Below are 18,365 nucleotides of genomic sequence, written 5' to 3'. Positions count from 1 at the left end.
TATGTCGTTAATCAGTATGTCAGGTGCCTGGCTGTCATTCAGTGACTCGCCTTTGTTAGATAACACCGAATTACACATCGAACCGAACGAACGCGTTTGTCTGGTCGGTCGTAACGGCGCCGGTAAATCGACGCTGATGAAAATCATCAACCGCGAAGTGCCACTCGATGACGGTCGTATCGTTTACGAGCAGGATTTAATCGTCGCGCGTCTACAGCAGGATCCGCCCCGTAATGTAGTCGGCACTGTGTTTGACTTCGTCTCTGAAGGCGTGTCTGAACAGGCTGAACATCTCAAGGCCTATCATGCGATTTCGCATCTGGTAGAAACTGACCCAAGTGAGAGAAACTTGAATAAGCTCTCTCAGGTGATGGAAATTCTTGATCACCAAGGTCTGTGGCAGCTCGACAGTCGCATCAGCGAAGTGTTGTTGCAACTGGGTCTGGATGCCGATGCTGAGTTGACTTCCCTTTCCGGTGGGTGGCTGCGTAAAGCTGCGCTGGGCCGTGCGCTGGTCAGTTCTCCGAAGGTATTATTGCTTGATGAACCGACCAACCACCTGGACATCGAAAGTATTGCCTGGCTGGAAGAGTTTCTGAAGGAATTCCAGGGCAGTATCATCTTCATTTCCCATGACCGTTCATTTATCCGCAACATGGCAACCCGTATTGTCGATCTCGATCGCGGCAAACTGGTGTCCTATCCGGGTAACTATGAAGCTTACCTGCTGGCGAAAGAAGAAGCGTTGCGCGTTGAAGAGCTGCAGAACGCCGAGTTTGATAAAAAACTGGCACAGGAAGAGGTGTGGATCCGTCAGGGCATCAAAGCCCGTCGTACCCGTAATGAAGGCCGTGTACGCGCCCTGAAAGCTTTGCGTAAAGAGCGTTCTGACCGTCGTGAAGTGATGGGTACCGCTAAGATGCAGGTGGTTGAGGCCTCAAGTTCCGGCAAGATTGTGTTCGAAATGGAAGATGTCAGCTACGCGATTGCCGGTAAACAGCTGGTGAGCAACTTCTCGGCTCAGGTGATGCGCGGCGATAAAATTGCACTGGTTGGTCCGAACGGTTGTGGTAAAACTACACTGCTTAAACTGATGCTAAGTCAAATTCAGGCAGACAGCGGCCGCGTTCACTGCGGTACCAAGCTGGAAGTAGCGTATTTCGACCAGCACCGTGCGGAGCTTGATCCGGAACGTACCGTGATGGATAACCTCGCCGAAGGTAAGCAGGAAGTGATGGTCAATGGCCGCTCACGCCATGTACTGGGTTATCTACAGGACTTCCTGTTCCACCCTAAACGCGCGATGACACCGGTGAAAGCGCTGTCAGGCGGCGAACGTAACCGTCTGCTGCTGGCAAAATTGTTCCTGCGTCCAAGTAACCTGTTGATTCTCGATGAACCGACCAATGACCTGGATGTAGAAACGCTGGAGTTGCTGGAAGAGATGATCGACAGCTATCAGGGCACCGTAATGCTGGTGAGCCATGACCGTGAGTTTGTTGATAACTCGGCAACCGAATGCTGGATTTATGAAGGCAACGGCGTGATTAACAGCTATGTTGGGGGTTACCATGATGCGCAACAGCAGCGTCGTAACCAGAAGCCCATCCGCCAGGTTGCGGCCTCAGAGACCAAAGTGGTGTCACAGCCCAAAGCAGAATCTGCTAAACGCTCTGCCAATAAGCTCAGCTATAATCAACAACGCGAACTTGAGCTACTGCCTCAGCAAATCAGTGAGTTGGAAGGGCGGATCGCTATTTTACAGCAACAAATGAGTGACGCCGATTTTTTCACCCGTCCGCATGATGAAACCCAGCAAGTCGTAAAGGCGCTGGCGGTTGTCGAACAAGAGTTAGAGCAGGCCTTTGAACGTTGGGAAGCGTTGGAAACGCAGAAAAACGGCTAAAGCTGCATCATCCTGCGCAGGTGAATAATGGATCTATTGGTCTGCGCAGGTCTTAGGTATCTTCCGCCGTTGAGGAGTTGACTGTGTGTTCTCATATTCATGACCCGCACATTTTGTGTCCCCAATGCGATTTGTTGGTGGAGATCCCTGCTATTGCCATCGGGCAAAAGGCAAAATGTCCACGTTGTCACACCACGCTAACATCGCGCTGGAAAGATCCCCGCAGACGTCCTATCAGCTTTGCCATCAGCGCGCTGTTTATGCTGCTGTTATCCAATCTTTTCCCCTTCGTTAACATGAAGGTGGCCGGTCTTGGTAGTGAAGTTACGTTGATCCAAATTCCACAGTTACTGGTCTCTGAAAACTACACCAGTATGGCCTCCTTATTTATGATCGTGGTGCAATTACTGCCTGCCATTTGCATGCTGTCAATTATTGTACTTTACATGAATACCCGGCTTTCAGCTCACTGGAAAGTGAGTATTGCGCGCATGCTGTTTCGTTTAAAGGCCTGGTGCATGGTAGAGATTTTCCTTGCTGGTGTGCTGGTCAGTTTCGTTAAACTGATGGCTTACGGTGATGTCGGTATTGGCACCAGTTTCATTCCCTATGTCCTTTTCTGCCTGCTTCAATTACGCGCCTTTCAATGTACTGACCGCTACGGGTTATGGCAGCAGGTTGGACCCGCACCGCGGTTAGCGCAACCGTTGCGTATTGGAGAGAGCGGTTTGAGTCAAGGGTTACGTTCTTGCCACTGTTGCATGGCTATTTTGCCGGTCAATCAGTCCGAGTGTAGCCGTTGCGAAACCAAAGGATATGCCCGGCGTAAAAACAGTCTGCAATGGACTATGGCATTATTAGTGACGTCGATTCTCCTTTATATTCCCGCTAATTTATTGCCCATCATGATCACTCAGGCGCTGGGGACTAAAATCACCTCCACCATCATGGCCGGCGTTGTGCTGTTATGGAGTGACGGCTCTTATCCTGTTGCCATGGTGATTTTTATTGCCAGTATCATGGTCCCTACATTGAAAATGCTGGCGATTGGTTGGTTGTGTTGGGATGCCAACAGCGACAAGCAGATCGACAGAGAGAGATTGCATGTGATTTATGAAATGGTCGAATTTGTTGGCCGGTGGTCAATGATCGACGTATTCGTCATCGCCGTGCTTTCTGCATTGGTCAGAATGGGGAAATTAATGAGTATCTATCCGGACATCGGCGTACTGCTATTTGCTGGGGTCGTTATTCTTACTATGCTCGCGGCGGCGACTTTCGACCCAAGGTTGATTTGGGATCGAGCCGGAGTTCAGTCTTTAAAGGTGCAACAAGATGGCGGAAAATAAAATCGACGATGAACAGAGCGGTACGGCGAAAGTCGAGAAGATCAAACGCTGGTCTCCAGTGTGGATCATCCCTATTGTCACAGCGCTGATTGGTGCATGGATCCTGTTCTACCATTACAGTAATCAGGGACCTGAAGTCACGCTGGTTACCACCTCGGCAGAGGGCATTGAAGGTGGTAAAACGACCATAAAAAGTCGCAATGTCGATGTCGGTAAAGTGGAAAGTGTCATCCTGAGCGACAACCTGCAACAAGTGATTATTAAAGCGCGTCTAAACACAGGGATGGAAAAAATGCTGCGTGAAGACTCCGTATTTTGGGTGGTCAAACCGCAGATTGGCCGGGAAGGTGTCTCCGGTTTAGGCACACTATTGTCCGGTGCGTATATTCAACTGCAGCCGGGCAATAAAGGTGATGAGAAAGCTGAATATACGTTGGATGATTCGCCGCCCCTGGCATCTCCTGATGCTAAAGGGATCCGCGTCGTTCTGGAGAGTGAACGTTCCGGTCAGCTTAGCCCCGGCGATCCGGTGCTGTTTCGCGGATTCCAGGTCGGTACAGTGGAAACTAGCCATTTTGATCCGAAAGCCCGCAACATCAAATATCAACTTTTTATTCGCGCTCCTTACGATTCTCTGGTCACGGATAACGTATGTTTCTGGAAAGACAGCGGTGTCAACTTCGACATGTCTGCGCAGGGTATGCGTGTAGAAATGGGATCACTCACCACGTTGTTTAGCGGGGGTGTCAGTTTTGATGTTCCCAATGGCTGGGAGAAAGGCAAAGACGCTAAAACTGGCGATAAATATAAACTATTTGACGATCAGAAAAGTATTCAGGAATCGCTGTATACCCGTCATATGGATTACGTGCTGTTCTTCTCCGACTCCGTACGCGGCCTGCAACCCGGCGCACCGGTGGAATTTCGAGGCATACGTATGGGCACTGTTGCAGAAGTGCCTTATGCCATGCTTGGGTTTAAACAGCAGATCGAAAGCGATTACCGTATTCCAGTATTGATTCGGATTGAACCTGACCGGTTCGAGAAGTTATTGGGTAACAATTTTGATGTGAATGAGCACATCAAAGTTGGCATTGCCAACGGTCTGCGTGCCTCGATGAAGACTGCCAACCTGTTAACAGGTTTGATGTATGTCGATCTTGATTTCTATCCAAAGGAGAAACCTTGGACAGGACCTGCTGAAATGCAGGGTGTTAAGATCTTGCCAACTGTCAGCGGTGGATTTACACAGATTCAACAGAAATTGATGGCCACTCTTGACAAGATCAATGGTCTGCCAATTGAGCCGATGCTGCGAGAAGCGACAAGTTCACTGGCTGAAAGTCAGAAAACGATGAAAGCGATGCAGAGAACGCTTGATTCACTGAATAGTATTGTGAACAGTAAAGAGATGAAAGCTTTACCGCAAGATATGCAGCAAACGCTTATCCAGTTGAACCGCAGTCTGAAAGGTTTCCAGCCGGGTTCACCGGCATACCGTAATCTGGTTGGAGATATGCAAAGTCTGGATAAAACCCTGCGTGAACTGCAACCGGTTCTGAAAACACTGAATCAGAAAAGCAATGCACTGATTTTTGCAGCCCCTGGGCAAGATGATCCTCAGCCAAAAAAGGCCAAATAATAATGAAATGGATACCTGTCGTCTTAGCATTATTTCTAACGGCTTGTAGCAGCAGTGACCATAAAACCTACTACCAGCTGCCTATACTTAGCAGTACAACGGGAACCACCAGCGGCAGCAGTATAGTGCCACAAGGTGTTCAACGGCAGTTGTGGGTGGAAAATGTCAGCGTGGCGGACTATCTGGCAGGTAATGGTCTGGTGTTTCAGACCAATGACGTCCAATACGTGTTAACACAAAACAACCTTTGGGCGAGTCCGCTAGATCAGCAGCTTCAGCAGTCATTAGTGACATATCTGGGACGTGACTTGCCGGGACGAGTTGTCTCAGCACAACCCGCCAGCAGCGTCGAACAGGACGTTCTTAACGTCAACGTGACAGGCTTCCATGGTCGTTATGATGGTAGTGCACTGATTAGCGGAAGCTGGGTACTGACACACAATGGCCAGACGACTCAGCGAAATTTCAATCTGACACTGAAACAGAATGAAGATGGTTATGATGCACTGGTACGCATCCTTGCAGTTGGTTGGCAGCAAGAGGCAGGCCAAATTGCTAAACAGATAAAATGAACATTTTTTAAGCTTAATTTTATTTAAGCTAAACACATAAAATCCCGGGTGCTGAATGCTCAGCGTCCGGGATTTTTTATTTATGATCAGCCAGATGAGATTTCTATGGCGCGATTAGCTCGCACGCGATCAGATAAAATACCTTACAAATATGACATTGGCGTGAAATTTGAGCATTGACCTCTTTGGTGATTGCAGCTATTTGTTAAGTGTGGACGCAAATGTGGGCCACTGTTTTCTTTCCGCATGAACCTGAATAAATAAGGGAAATAAGGCATGAAGAGACAAAAACGCGATCGCCTGGAAAGGGCATTATCACGGGGTTACCAAGCTGGAATAGGCGGCCGTTCGAAAGAGATTTGCCCCTATCAATCATTAGATGCCCGATCACATTGGCTCGGGGGGTGGCGACAAGCCATGGAGATCAGAGCATTTACCGCTTAATAGGCGCTCTGTCAGAAAAAGGAACAACCTCCGCTAAGTGCGGAGGTTTTCATTTCTGCCCCAGACAAAACATTGATGACGGAAACGACAAAAAACGAATATGTCGCCATATTCGTTTTTTAAGGGGAAACGGAGACCGTTCTATCAGAAAGCAGCAGCGTCTTTGAAAAGACCCACTTTAAGATCTGTGGCGGTATAGATAACCTGGCCATCAACCAGGACTTCACCGTCAGCCACACCCATGATCAGTTTACGGTTGATCACGCGTTTAAAGTTCAATCTGTAAGTCACGACTTTGGCTGTAGGCAATACCTGACCGCTAAATTTAACTTCACCGACACCCAGTGCACGGCCTTTGCCTTCTCCACCGAGCCAGCCCAGATAAAAACCAACCAGCTGCCACATGGCATCCAGACCGAGGCAGCCTGGCATCACTGGATCACCAATGAAGTGGCAGCCGAAGAACCACAAATCAGGGTTGATATCCAGCTCAGCTTCAACATAGCCTTTGCCATGAGTGCCGCCGTCTTCTTGCATTTTGACGATACGATCCATCATCAACATATTGCCAGATGGCAATGGCGGGCCACCGGCACCAAAAAGTTCACTACGGCCAGAGGCCTCAAGATCTTCTTTCGTATAGGAGTCGCGTTTATCTACCATGTTCTATATAAGCCTTATTTTATTGAAGGACGGAGTTTAGCTAAGAGATATAAGCTGAACAACTCCGATCAGCGGCGGTTGAATCAGTTCAACCAGCGAAGAGGCCAGGGGTAACGGCGACGTTCGTGTGGCAAAGCCAGCGCGATACGTTCTAGAATCAAACCCAGCAAGCTTGGACGTACTTCTTCAGCCTGTTCTTCGTATGAGTAAATCAAACCGGTCAGGATCGGCAACGCTTCAGCGGCGTTATCAACTGCCCATAAATGGAACTGGCCTTCACGAACGGCATCCAGCACCTGCGGGTGTAAACACAGATTACGCACATTGCTGGTGGGCAAAATAACCCCTTGTTTACCGGTCAATCCGCGACGCTGACAAACTTCGAAGAACCCTTCGATTTTCTCATTCACGCCACCAATAGGTTGTACGTTACCAAACTGGTCAACGGAACCGGTCACGGCAATCTGCTGGTTGATGGGTTGCAGTGAAAGCGCGCTTACCAGCGCACAGAGTTCTGCCAGCGATGCGCTGTCACCGTCCACTTCTCCATAGGATTGTTCGAAAACAATCGACGCGGAGAATGGGAGAGGCTGGTCAAGTTCCAGCTCAGAAATCAGGAAAGCCTGCATAATCATCATACCTTTAGCATGTAGATTACCGCCCAATTCTGCTTTACGTTCGACGTCAGTGAATTCACCATCGCCGGCATGTACGACACAGCTTATACGGGAAGGTTCACCAAAAGCTCTCGGGTGACCCGGGTATTCCAGCACCGACAGACCGTTGATCTGACCAATGACTTCGCCTTCGGTTTCAATACGAATTTGCCCGAGCTCAATCTCATCTTGCATGCGCTCTTGCAAATAGCTTTCGCGCCACGCGCGTGCGTTGATAGCAGCCTCAAAGGCCTTCAGACTTAGCAGCTCGTCTTCATTGTATAATGCCGCTTCAGTAAGCTGAGCACTAAGCCAGGCGGGGCAGAGTGTCAGGCTACCTTGATCGGTGCTATATCGGATGGCGAGTCTGAGTAAAGCTGGCCATGCGTCTGCCGCCAGACGGGGGATATCCAACTCATCTGCCAGCGTATTGATATAGCCACACCAGATTCCCATATCACTGGGTTCGGTGAGTGGCAGGTCAGCTTCAAATTCACCATATACCGCAGATTCCAGCAGTTCGGATTCCATCTCGTTGAATTCACCCAACGAAATGCGATCGCCGACCAGTATCAGACGAATATCCAGCGCCATAGGTGGGATGGAAACAGGCAGAGGACGGCTTTCATCTGGAGAGGTCCAGTGATACCAGCCATTCGAGATCATCTGTTTGAGACGCAACCACATCAGCGGTTGGGCTAGCAGAGAACGTACTGAGAGGATCAGCACGCCACCATTTAACTGATGAATCAAGCCAGGCTCAAGCTGAATTTGATCCTTGTACAATCGTACACAGCCAAACAACTGCTCTGATTCAATCCATTCCTGGAAGTGGCAGGAGAGTTTTGCTGCAAAGGTATCATCTACAGATTGTGCAGGTTCCAGAGTGATCTGGCTGCCACTGATAATATATCGGGAGCCGACGACATCTTTTTGTTCAGGCAAGATCTGCTTAACGACATCCGTAATTCGTGACAAATACTCACGGCTTTCGAGCGCCTTAATGGTCATAAAGCGTGTGCGCGAGAGCGGATGACAAAACAGCGTTAAACCATTTTCCAGTCTTGGCTGTATAACAGCGAAATCAACTGGGGCCAACTCAGCAGCCGTTGCGAATGTTGCCTCGTAAGGCGCGGTATCAGGCAGTAATAGCTGCCAATCAAGTCGGTTATTGGTCAATGTGTTAGCTGTGATCTTTAAAAAGGGAAAGGGCGATTATACAAGAATTCACACTGCTGCATACAGTGAGAGTCACGGTTAAGACCTTCGTCAGCGCAGATGAGGTTTATCCGTGCAAAAAACGAGCAAAGCAGCATGATTTATTTGCAGTGAAAATTGAAATAAAGCTGTTATGCTTAACAAAGTTACGGGGTCACAGAAGAGCTCACGATGAAATATCAGCAATTGGAAAATCTTGAGAGCGGTTGGAAATGGAAATATCTGGTAAAGAAGCACCGTGAAGGTGAGCGTATTACCCGCCATTTAGAAAACAGTGCTGCTCAGGATGCGGTTGATGAACTTTTAAGGTTAGAAAATGAACCGGTTAAAGTTCTCGAGTGGATTACTGTTAACATGAATAGCGCTTTAGAGAACCGCCTAAAGCAGACAATCCGTGCCCGGCGTAAACGTCATTTCAATTCCGAACATCAACACACCCGCAAGAAATCTATCGACCTTGAATTTTTAGTCTGGCAACGGCTGGCAGGCTTGGCTCAACGCCGTGCTGCTACACTATCTGATACCATTATTCAGCTATTGGAAGATGCAGAGCGCAAGGAGAGGTACGCGACTCAAATGTCAGCACTCAAAGAAGACTTACAGCAAATTCTTGGAAGTAAAGAGTAGGGGGCATTTAGCGGGGTGTCATGGCGCTTTAATGTCACCAGCAAAATTTATATATAAAAAACCCCGCCTCAGCGGGGTTTTTTCATATCTGTGGTTAAACAGTATTAAAGTCTGTGATGACTTAAGCCTGAGGCTGGGTCACAACGTCTTTGATACCTTTAACTTCGATTTCTACGCGGCGATCTGGTGCCAGGCAAGAGATTTGAGCCTTAGTAGCACGACCAGATTTATAACCACAGGTGTTGCCAGTGACTGAGTTAGTTTCGCCCATACCACGTGCAGAGATTTTATCTGACGGGATGCCTTTAGAAACTAAGTAATCAACAACAGTTTGAGCACGTTGCTCAGACAGTTTCTGGTTAGACTGTTCAGAACCTACAGCATCGGTGTAACCCAGAACTACAACAGAACCGTCTTTAGGATCCATCGCGCTCAGTTGGGTGTAAAGCTGATCCAGAGCCTGTTGGCCTTCTGGTTTCAGGCTAGACTTGCCGAAAGTGAACAGAACGTCAGATTTCAGAGTGAATTTCTTGGTTTCAACAACTGGCGCTGGTGCTGGTGCTGGTGCAACAACTGGAGCAGCTGCATCATCTTGACCGAAACGGTAAGAAACACCTACAGACAGCATTCCGTTATCAGGACGTGCGCCAACAGTAGCAGCATCACCGATGTTGTTAACCCACTGGTAATCCAGACGGGTAGCCCAGTTTTTGGTTACAGCATATTCGAAACCAACGGCTGCCAGTGGAGAAACACCAGTGTCGTGATCGCTGATACGGTTGCCAGCGGTATCGATACCGGTGGCATCCGCACGCCAAACCATACCACCCAGACGAGTGTAAACGTCCAGATCGTCAGTCAGTGGGTAGCTCAATTTAGCAGCCAGCTGAACGCCTTGTGTTTTGAACGCGCCATTTTGGGTATCGCCTTTATAAGGCATACGGCCAAGCCAGTCATATCCCATTTCAAAGCCCAGGTACGGGTTTGCTTGGTAACCCAAGAACGCACCTGCACCTAATTGGCTTTCGTGGGTAGGGCCGTCGCCGATACCTTTGTAAGCATTTGCGAAACCAGTGTCATGGTATTGGGACCAACCCAATTTACCACCGACATACCAGGTGTTATCTTTAGGGGCGGCTATCCAAATGGGCCAATTGAGCTTTAAGCATTTTAAGCCCTTGGTTAAAATCCTTGAGCCAAAGTTATTGCTTCCGTTAAGAACTTTGCCACTTCACGTTGGCATTATAAAGCAACCTTGGCGTTGTAAAGTCTACAACGTGGCGAGAAACTTACAAGCTTGATATAGCAACTGCAATAGTAGAAAAGCCAAAACGTACACATTTCTTAACATGTTTGGCTGTTTGTTGACGAATTTCTAGGTTCACTTGCACCCTTTTAGCCCAGTTTTATCGACAATTATGCACTTTTTAGCATGAATCACTGCTATTTTATCTATTTTCATAGGAATGTTCTTAATTTAAACTAATGGTATACTGATGACTGAATTTTTGCGATTGGTTGCTGTCCATGACCTGATATTGCATCATTTGTTGGTCTCATGATGAACCCATATGCCCCTCCGTGAACTGCCGCCAATCTCAATCTTTCGCGCTCTGAATTGCTCAAATCAGGCAACCATCCAAGCACTACGCTGTAGTTTCCTGTCTGCAAAGCTTTTTCCATCGCATCGACGGTCGACATCGCATTAATTTGGCTAACCTGGACAATTTTCCCGACGGGAAGACCTGACTGAGACACCCAACGACGACTGAGTTTTTGTTGTGGCGTAAGCCATAACAACCAGCGTGATTGCATTCCCAGGTGCTGCAGAACGGGTAAAAGGAGTTGTGACAAGGCTGGCTGGCTCTCGCTGTAGACAAATTCAGTGATCAGACCATTACTTGTTGACGTCGGTTGACTGAACTGTGTTTTTTCAGGGGAAAGCGTCTGATCACTTAAACGATGATTTGCCTGGTATTGAGTTTGCATAAGATGCCCTGCCAGTGAGTTACTGTATGGATGTACAGTACTCGTTGGTTGGATAAAGATCAACCCCAATTTTTCCAAGAAATCTCGCATATTTTGAAGGAAAACTCATGTAACTGCATATTGTGTTTGGTACCAGGCGGGAGTTTGAGTATTTTGCATTTAGTTGTCCGGGTAACTAAAAAGGGCATGTCTGTACACACAAATGAAAAGGATATCGCAATGATTAATCAATCAAAAAAAAGGATTTCTCAATCTAAACACCTGTTCTCCTCTTTCGGAAATATACAATCCAGATCTCAATTTGGCGGCTATAGCCTGTCTGCAAATGGAATCATGTTTGCACTCGTCTCTGAGGGAGAGCTATATCTGCGGGGCAATGCCGAGAATGAAAAACAATTTTACCTCATGGGGATGGAGTCTCTGATTTACCGCAAAAGAGGTATCCCCATTTCATTACGGTATTTCAAGGTGGGGAAGATACTTTGGGATGATCCTGACCGTCTTTTGCAACTGGCAAAAAGTTCTCTCGACGGTATGCTCAATGATATCAAAACACGAAAAAACGGTGAGATGAGATTGAAAGATTTACCCAATATTAGTCTGAGTCTCGAGCGTCTCCTCTGGCAGGTAGGAATATCAACTTCAGCAGAGTTAAGGGAGCAAGGCTCTTGTTCCACCTATTTAAAGCTGTGTTCAATAAAACAAAATATGGGTTTGAATGTTTTGATTGCACTCGAAGGGGCAATATTGGGCTTTCATGAAGCGGCATTGCCACATGATACCCGTCACTCTCTGACCCAGTGGTTTATCTCGCACCAAGCTTTGGTGTGCAGCTCCGCGCACTAAATTGTCGTTCACAGGAAAACTGCTTTGCTGAGGGAGAAGATTATGCGCCAGCTACCGGCAGAATTTTGTTGTTAAGTTCGGTTAGCTCAGGAAGATGCACAACCAGCAGGCCGATTTGCTGCAAAACCAGTTGTTCTTTATTGTCTGACTCGGTGGTGCGTAGTTGAATACGTGCCATCAACTGTTCCAGCGCTTCTTGAATCGCCCCTGATTCTGAGGGTTGATGATGCAAGGCGCCGTCAACACAGCATGCAGCTTCATCAAGCAGGCGCAAGGTTTCTGCGTCATGCAACTTCTCTCGGTGTGCTCCAAGTGCCGAAATATAGCTCAACAGAGTGTGATTTAAGCACAGCAGTCGGAATGCCGCCTCAAGAGTTTCAGGATCAATATTTTTTTCGGAGGTCATATTCGAGACAACTGACGCCAACTCCGCATCGCAGTTGTGTGCATCGCGCCTTGCTAATCGGTAATCAAGTCCGTTGTCTTTACCTTGATGGTACTGGACCAGGATGGCATCCAGATAACGGCAATTGGCGGTGAATGTCTTATCCACGACGATAGGCAACTGTCTGAACTTCCAATCTGGCCAGATAAAGCTAACCGCAGCCCATGCAATGCCACATCCGATAAGCGTATCAATGATACGAGGAATCGCGACTTCGAACCCTTCACCCAGCAGGTTAAAGCACAGTAACACCAGCGAGGTGATGAACATGGTTGCATGTGCATATTGCACATTGCGGAATGCAAAGAACAGCACACCGCTGATCACAATCAGTACCATTTGCCCTTCAATAGAAGGAACAAAATATAAAATGGGCATTCCGAGTGCAATCCCTGCAATGGTGCCAATGATCCTCAGTGCCAGCCGACGCCGGGTCGCGTTATAGTTAGGCTGGCAGACAAATAGGCTGGTGAGCAAAATCCAATAGCCGTGATCCAATCCGCTGACTTGAATGAATCCATAACCTACCACGAGCACGATCGACATACGGATAGCATGGCGAAACAGCGCTGACTTTGGCGTCAGGTGGCGCGAAATACGCAACCAGATATCGTCGATACCGGTGAGTTTGTTTTCCGCAAACGGGCTCTTACCATCCTGGTTTTCAGGTAATGTCTGCTCGGATTCGATACTGGCCAATTGGGCGTCTATGGCGCGCAGATTTCGCAGTAAATGGCGCAAGGCTTGCAGCATTTTCCGGTGCTGTGCCTGTGTATCAAGGCGCTGCAGGGCCTCATCAAGGCGTAAGAAAGCCAGCTCGAACTGTGTATTGTGGGAGTATTTCTGCCGATAAAGGATAGATTGTGACAGTTGAGTACAGGCACGTGCCTGCATACTCATCAGACGCTGAAAGCGGAATAGAATATCGCTGTGCTGAAACTGCTCGCTGAGTTTTTTATATTGCACATGGGAAGAACTCGCTCGCTCGTGAATGTCTTGTACCACAAAATAGTAATGCAGTGTCCTACGCGTTCCTTTCTGCCCCCGATCACCTTTCAGGCGAGTTTGCAGCGTATTTTTGGTCTGATTCAGCGTGGCGACTAACTGACTATTCGCCATCGCCAGCTCCACCAGCTGTTTATTGTTATCACCTTCCTGATCAGGATCGAACAGTGCAGCTTTGGCTTCCAGGAAATATCCAAGGCGTTGATAACAGAGTGAAATGAGATCTTGTAATGGCCGAATAGGATAGAGGAGATGCCCGGACAATGTCAGCAGGTTGTACCAAATAGCGCCGCATAAGAGTAATACGGGCTGCTGATACCAGATGTGGAACATGCTGGTACCTAGCATGGTGTAGATCGCTATCAGCAGTGCACCGAAGGCGATGGTGGCATAGCGTTGCCCTAATGCGCCGAGCAAAATAAAAACGCAGGTGGAGACCATCAACCCTAAGGCAAACAACCAAGGGTAAGGAAATAGTAGTTCGATGGAAGCCGATGCAATGAAAAAACAGACCAGTGTGATCAACAAATTACGCAGTCGTCCGGTCAATCTGTCATCCAGGTCCGTCAGTGCTGCAGCCACGACACCTAGTGTTAATGGGATGGTCAATGTCGGGAGGTGTAACCACCATGGAACCAGTGCTGCCCCGGTTAGCGCGATAAAAATACGGATGTTATAAAGGACATTGCTGTTGTAGGCGTAACGCCTTAAACCCGGAGCAAAAGAGAGCACGACGAACTCCATGTGACATAAAGGCTGATGTAATAGCTAAAAAGTCGGGCGATACTTACCGAATCCGTCCATTGGCAAGATTGCTACGGGCATTGGCTTCACGAACCTGTTTTGCCAGTTCGACGGAGACCACCCGCTGGCCGACTGGCCACAGAGCAATCTCGGCAATTTTGAAATTAGCGATGCCAACCGGAATGCCGATAATAGTTAAACACTGCGCAATGCCTGCAAAAATATGGCAGAGACACAACCACCAGCCGAAAAAAAGAAACCAGAATATATTCAGCAGGGTCCCGCCGCCGGACAATACGGCATTGCGTTTTTCCGGGTACAATTCATTCACGTGCATCGCTTCATTGCCGAAAGGGACCAGTGACAAACGGGTGATTTCCCAGCAAGAGCGTGTCAATGGCAGAGTGAAAATCAGCACAATACTGACGAGAGTAGCCAGCAGCCAGGCGAGAGTGGTAAACGCACCACCTAATATAAAATTCAGAACATTTAAAATAGCACGCATGTCATCACTCGACTCAAATCAGAAACAGGTAGTTAACGCCATGGCGTTAACGGAAATTCAGCTCTTTTTATTCTACCCTGATTGGGGGGGTAGAGCGCCAGTGCTTGTTGCAGGTAAACTGCCAGCAACTCCTTAATTAATAACCCGCTATCAATTAGCGGCTTTTACAGTGAGAACAATGGCGTGATGATATGGAACTGAAATCGACTTCATTCGGGAAACATCTGGCACAGCATCCTTATAACCGGGTGCGATTGCTCAATGCAGGCGTGGAAGTCAGTGGCGATAAACATCACTACCTTATCCCTTTCAATCAACTCGTTCACATCCGATGCAAACGCGGCATCGTGTGGGGTGAATTGGAGTTTGAACTGCCAGAAGAGAAAGTCGTCAGGCTTCACGGCACCGAGTGGCAGGAAACCCAGCAGTTTTATCAGCATCTTCTAAAAGTCTGGCAGCGCTGGAGTGAGGAGATGAGCGAAGTCAGTGCGGGTGTTATGCACGAGCAAGCTGAAAATATTGCGCGTATTGAGCAGCAAGATAAATGGTTCAAAAAAAGTGAGCTGAAGGCTGTTCAGCAAGGCATTTCGGCGGCTTTCTCTGCGGTGCCAGTTCCCGTAGAGCGTCTTGGCGAGTTTGACAATTGCCGTGAAGATTACGAACTCTGCCTTAAATGGCTTCGGCAGGGCGTACAACGTGTTGATCAGCGTAATCTTGTCTGGACCGAACGGGTGATCGAACAAAACCGCGATTTCTTCGACAGTATTGAAACCACACCCCTTAATAACAGTCAGTGCCGCGCCGTGGTCAACGGCGAAGATGCCGTATTGGTCTTAGCCGGTGCGGGCAGTGGTAAAACCTCTGTTCTCGTGGCGCGTGCTGGATGGCTATTGCATCGGCAAGAGGCCCATCCGGAACAGATCCTGTTGCTGGCTTTTGGCCGGCAGGCAGCGGATGAAATGAACGGTCGAATCAAAGAACGCCTTAGTACCAGCAGTATCAAGGCGAAAACTTTCCATGCGCTGGCGCTGCACATCATTCAGGAAGGCAGTAAGAAAACGCCAAAAATCAGTAAGCTGGAAACCGACAGTAAATCCCGCCGCAGTTTGTTGATCAAAACCTGGCAGCAGCAATGTGCCGAGAAAAAAGTACAGGCCAGTGGTTGGCGACAATGGATGACTGAAGAGCTGGGATGGGTGGTTCCCGAAGGTGATTATTGGAAAGATAAAGCGCTGAGCGAACGTCTTGGCAGCCGGCTTGAACGCTGGCTCGGTTTGATGCGGATGCACGGCGGTAGCCAGGCTGAGATGGTCGAACAAGCTTCTGAAGAGGTGCGCGATCTTTTTCAGAAACGTATCCGACTAATGGCCCCGCTGTTGAAAGCCTGGAAAGCAGCATTGAAGGCGGAAGATGCTGTCGACTTTTCTGGTCTTATCCATCAGGCAGTGAATATTCTTGAGAAAGGACGCTTTATCAGTCCATGGAAGCATATTTTGGTTGATGAGTTTCAGGACATCTCACCTCAGCGTGCGCGCCTGTTATCCGCCCTACGGCAGCAAAACAGCCATACCAGCCTATTCGCTGTGGGTGATGATTGGCAGGCTATTTATCGTTTCAGCGGCGCAGAGCTGTCACTGACCACGGCTTTTGCAGCTAACTTTGGTGACGGTGCACAATGTGCACTGGATACCACCTATCGTTTCAACGATCGTATCGGGGAAATCGCTAACAAGTTCGTGCAGCAAAATCCCTACCAATTGAAGAAGCCGCTAAACAGCCTGACGAAGGGGAATAAAAAAGCCATAGTGATCCTGCCCGAAGAGCAACTGGATGCGCTGTTGGACAAGCTCAGTGGTTTTGCCAAATCCGATGAGCAGATCCTCATTCTGGCCCGCTACCATCACCGACGCCCTGAGGTGTTGCAGAAAGCCGCGACACGCTGGCCTCAGTTGAATATCGCGTTTATGACAATCCACGCCAGCAAAGGTCAGCAGGCTGAATATGTGATCATTGTCGGTCTGGACGAAGGCAATGACGGTTTCCCAGCGGCTGCGCGTGAGTCGATTTTGGAACAGGTATTGCTGCCGAAACCTGAGGACTTTGATGATGCCGAGGAGCGACGCCTGCTTTACGTCGCGATGACTCGCGCGAAGCATAATGTTTGGTTAATGCAGAATAAGTCTCAGCCGTCAGTGTTTGTCGAACAGCTGGACAATCTGGGTGTACCGGTTCAGCGCAAACCATGACCCATTGCGAAGATGCCCGTCACATACATCATGGTGTGATTTTGACGGGCAGATGACGGGGTTACTCTTTCAGACGTGACTGCAAATAGCGCGGGTAGTCAGGAATAGAAATATCCACTTCTGACTTAAACAACGGTGACGCAATCAGAAAATCTGCGGTTGCCAGATTGGTGGCCACCGGAATATTCCACACGGTGGCCAGACGTAGCAGGGCCTTCACGTCGGGGTCATGAGGGACAGCATTGAGCGGATCCCACAAGAAAATCAGCATATCGATTTTCCCTTCCGCAATCATTGCTCCCACCTGCTGATCACCCCCCATCGGGCCACTCAACATACTTTTGACTTCAATGCCGGTGTTACGCTGCACCAGATTACCGGTCGTACCCGTGGCATAAAGCGTGTGCATTGCCAGTTCGGTAATATTGATATCAACCCATTTCATCAGCATGTTTTTGCAGTGGTCATGCGCGACAAGCGCGATGTGTTTTTTCCTGGCAATAGTGCGGGTAGTAAATTCCATCAATTATCCCTTAAACGCAGAGTCAGAAACGCAGAGTATAGAGACATTCAGAGTACTGAAACTGCGTTTTACTGCATAGTGTTAGCGCAAGAATTGTGGGAATGAAAATGCAATTCGTGACGTTGATGGTGGAATCTCTTTGATATCAGGCGCGGGGCAGAACGAACCAAGACAGAAAATGGCTGAAATGCGGTGACGCAGTAAGTTGTGCCCAGAAAGAAGGTAAAGATTGATTATGATCCTGGCTGGCCGGAATTAGCGCTGAGAGTGCAGTGGGATCAACGGCTAAATCACCCTTTTGCGCCAGTGCTGCGAAATCGGGCACAGAGGCTCTCAGACCAGACTGGTTGTAATGGATCATGATTTTTACCAAATCAGCGGAATGGCTAAACGTCGCCGATCTCAGTACATCTCGGCGGGTAGCAACGTCCTGGCCATGTTCATCCACCATGCGGTAATTAAGTTTTCTATTGAAGAGTGCGGCGTCCGTTTCGTTATTCAGGGTCGGCAATACCAAGGAAACGGAACGCAAGTCTTTGGCGCTGAAAGTCACGATCATCGCCGGGGAGCGGTAGGTCAAAGGGGGCATGATGGCGGGGGACAGGGTTTTACTCACCTGAAATAAAATCTGGTGCTGTCCGGCATCTATTTCAAGACTGTCAGCTCCTTTGAGGATTGCGCCCGACATCTTTTTGCCATCAATTACCAGCAAATCCAGTTCAGGAGAAAGCTTCAGACTGGTAGCAGAAGCGGGTGCCAATAGGCAAACAGACAATAATACGGCCATCATTCTGACTTTCATAATCATCCCTTTTACCGCTATCGATAATCGCTATTATCAAACAATACACGGAGTGTGTCAAAATTTTACATAATGTATCTAGTTTTACTTTTTGAAACATCATTTCGTGCATTACTGCACAGCGTTGACGGTGGTGAAAGGCTGTGGAAGACGAAGGGCTGAGTTACACTTTCATTACATCTT

The 18,365-nt window shown here is 48.4% G+C and carries 16 protein-coding genes; 8 read left to right on the top strand and 8 right to left on the bottom strand.

The window, feature by feature from the left end:
- Position 1: 1 nt before the first annotated feature.
- The 5 genes from IEV89_RS05065 to rmf all read left to right on the top strand — a co-directional run bounded on the left by IEV89_RS05065 (position 2) and on the right by rmf (position 5,913).
- Positions 2-1,906, top strand: a complete 1,905-nt coding sequence (locus IEV89_RS05065) for an ABC transporter ATP-binding protein (protein ID WP_188471033.1) — start codon at positions 2-4, stop codon at positions 1,904-1,906.
- An 83-nt stretch (positions 1,907-1,989) separates the two neighbouring features.
- Positions 1,990-3,255: a membrane integrity-associated transporter subunit PqiA gene (gene pqiA, locus IEV89_RS05060; RefSeq protein WP_188471032.1), complete on the top strand. Its 1,266-nt coding sequence runs from the start codon at positions 1,990-1,992 to the stop codon at positions 3,253-3,255.
- Positions 3,242-4,897 (top strand): intermembrane transport protein PqiB, encoded by a 1,656-nt coding sequence (gene pqiB, locus IEV89_RS05055; RefSeq protein WP_188471029.1) that lies wholly within the window; start codon positions 3,242-3,244, stop codon positions 4,895-4,897. Before pqiA ends, pqiB begins: the two co-directional genes overlap by 14 nt.
- On the top strand, positions 4,897-5,469 hold the full coding sequence (pqiC, locus tag IEV89_RS05050) for a membrane integrity-associated transporter subunit PqiC (protein ID WP_188471372.1): 573 nt from the start codon (positions 4,897-4,899) through the stop codon (positions 5,467-5,469). Before pqiB ends, pqiC begins: the two co-directional genes overlap by 1 nt.
- A 276-nt stretch (positions 5,470-5,745) precedes the next feature.
- Positions 5,746-5,913 carry a ribosome modulation factor gene (gene rmf / locus IEV89_RS05045; RefSeq protein WP_188471027.1) on the top strand — a complete coding sequence of 56 codons (168 nt, stop codon included), beginning with the start codon at positions 5,746-5,748 and terminating at the stop codon, positions 5,911-5,913.
- A gap of 144 nt (positions 5,914-6,057) precedes the next feature.
- Here the strand turns inward: rmf and fabA are convergent, their stop codons facing one another.
- On the bottom strand, positions 6,058-6,576 hold the full coding sequence (fabA, locus tag IEV89_RS05040; RefSeq protein WP_188471025.1) for a bifunctional 3-hydroxydecanoyl-ACP dehydratase/trans-2-decenoyl-ACP isomerase: 519 nt from the start codon (positions 6,574-6,576) through the stop codon (positions 6,058-6,060).
- An 83-nt stretch (positions 6,577-6,659) separates the two neighbouring features.
- Positions 6,660-8,411, bottom strand: coding sequence for an AAA family ATPase (locus IEV89_RS05035; RefSeq protein ID WP_188471023.1), 1,752 nt, complete (start codon positions 8,409-8,411; stop codon positions 6,660-6,662).
- Between the two features lie 210 nt (positions 8,412-8,621).
- On the opposite strand from IEV89_RS05035, the gene matP reads away from it, so the two are divergent.
- The gene (gene matP, locus IEV89_RS05030; RefSeq protein ID WP_188471021.1) at positions 8,622-9,077 is read left to right on the top strand and encodes a macrodomain Ter protein MatP; all 456 of its coding nucleotides are present in this window, start codon (positions 8,622-8,624) and stop codon (positions 9,075-9,077) included.
- A 121-nt stretch (positions 9,078-9,198) separates the two neighbouring features.
- On the opposite strand, the gene ompA is transcribed toward matP, so the two are convergent.
- Together ompA and sulA are read right to left on the bottom strand one after the other, a co-directional pair.
- Positions 9,199-10,266, bottom strand: coding sequence for a porin OmpA (gene ompA / locus IEV89_RS05025; RefSeq protein WP_188471370.1), 1,068 nt, complete (start codon positions 10,264-10,266; stop codon positions 9,199-9,201).
- A 293-nt stretch (positions 10,267-10,559) separates the two neighbouring features.
- A complete protein-coding gene (sulA, locus tag IEV89_RS05020; RefSeq protein ID WP_188471019.1) occupies positions 10,560-11,066 on the bottom strand; it encodes an SOS-induced cell division inhibitor SulA in 507 nt (168 codons plus the stop codon).
- A gap of 219 nt (positions 11,067-11,285) precedes the next feature.
- On the opposite strand from sulA, the gene IEV89_RS05015 reads away from it, so the two are divergent.
- Entirely contained in the window at positions 11,286-11,912 is a 627-nt protein-coding gene (locus tag IEV89_RS05015) for a TfoX/Sxy family DNA transformation protein (RefSeq protein WP_188471367.1), read from the top strand.
- Positions 11,913-11,952: 40 nt separating this feature from the next.
- Here IEV89_RS05015 and yccS read toward each other — a convergent pair whose 3' ends face one another.
- Positions 11,953-14,094: a YccS family putative transporter gene (gene yccS, locus IEV89_RS05010; protein ID WP_188471017.1), complete on the bottom strand. Its 2,142-nt coding sequence runs from the start codon at positions 14,092-14,094 to the stop codon at positions 11,953-11,955.
- A 55-nt stretch (positions 14,095-14,149) separates the two neighbouring features.
- Positions 14,150-14,611, bottom strand: a complete 462-nt coding sequence (locus IEV89_RS05005; protein WP_188471015.1) for a YccF domain-containing protein — start codon at positions 14,609-14,611, stop codon at positions 14,150-14,152.
- Positions 14,612-14,802: 191 nt separating this feature from the next.
- On the opposite strand from IEV89_RS05005, the gene helD reads away from it, so the two are divergent.
- A complete protein-coding gene (helD, locus tag IEV89_RS05000; protein ID WP_188471013.1) occupies positions 14,803-16,857 on the top strand; it encodes a DNA helicase IV in 2,055 nt (684 codons plus the stop codon).
- A gap of 61 nt (positions 16,858-16,918) precedes the next feature.
- Here helD and IEV89_RS04995 read toward each other — a convergent pair whose 3' ends face one another.
- The gene (locus tag IEV89_RS04995; protein ID WP_188471011.1) at positions 16,919-17,380 is read right to left on the bottom strand and encodes a methylglyoxal synthase; all 462 of its coding nucleotides are present in this window, start codon (positions 17,378-17,380) and stop codon (positions 16,919-16,921) included.
- A gap of 145 nt (positions 17,381-17,525) precedes the next feature.
- The gene (locus tag IEV89_RS04990) at positions 17,526-18,182 is read right to left on the bottom strand and encodes a DUF2057 family protein (protein WP_188471009.1); all 657 of its coding nucleotides are present in this window, start codon (positions 18,180-18,182) and stop codon (positions 17,526-17,528) included.
- Positions 18,183-18,365 lie beyond the last annotated feature (183 nt).

The sequence above is a fragment of the Hafnia psychrotolerans genome (genome assembly GCF_014639435.1).
In the GTDB taxonomy this organism is placed as follows: domain Bacteria; phylum Pseudomonadota; class Gammaproteobacteria; order Enterobacterales; family Enterobacteriaceae; genus Ewingella; species Ewingella psychrotolerans.
Note: the sequence above shows the minus strand (reverse complement) of the source record. Positions and strands in the feature narration are given on the sequence as shown.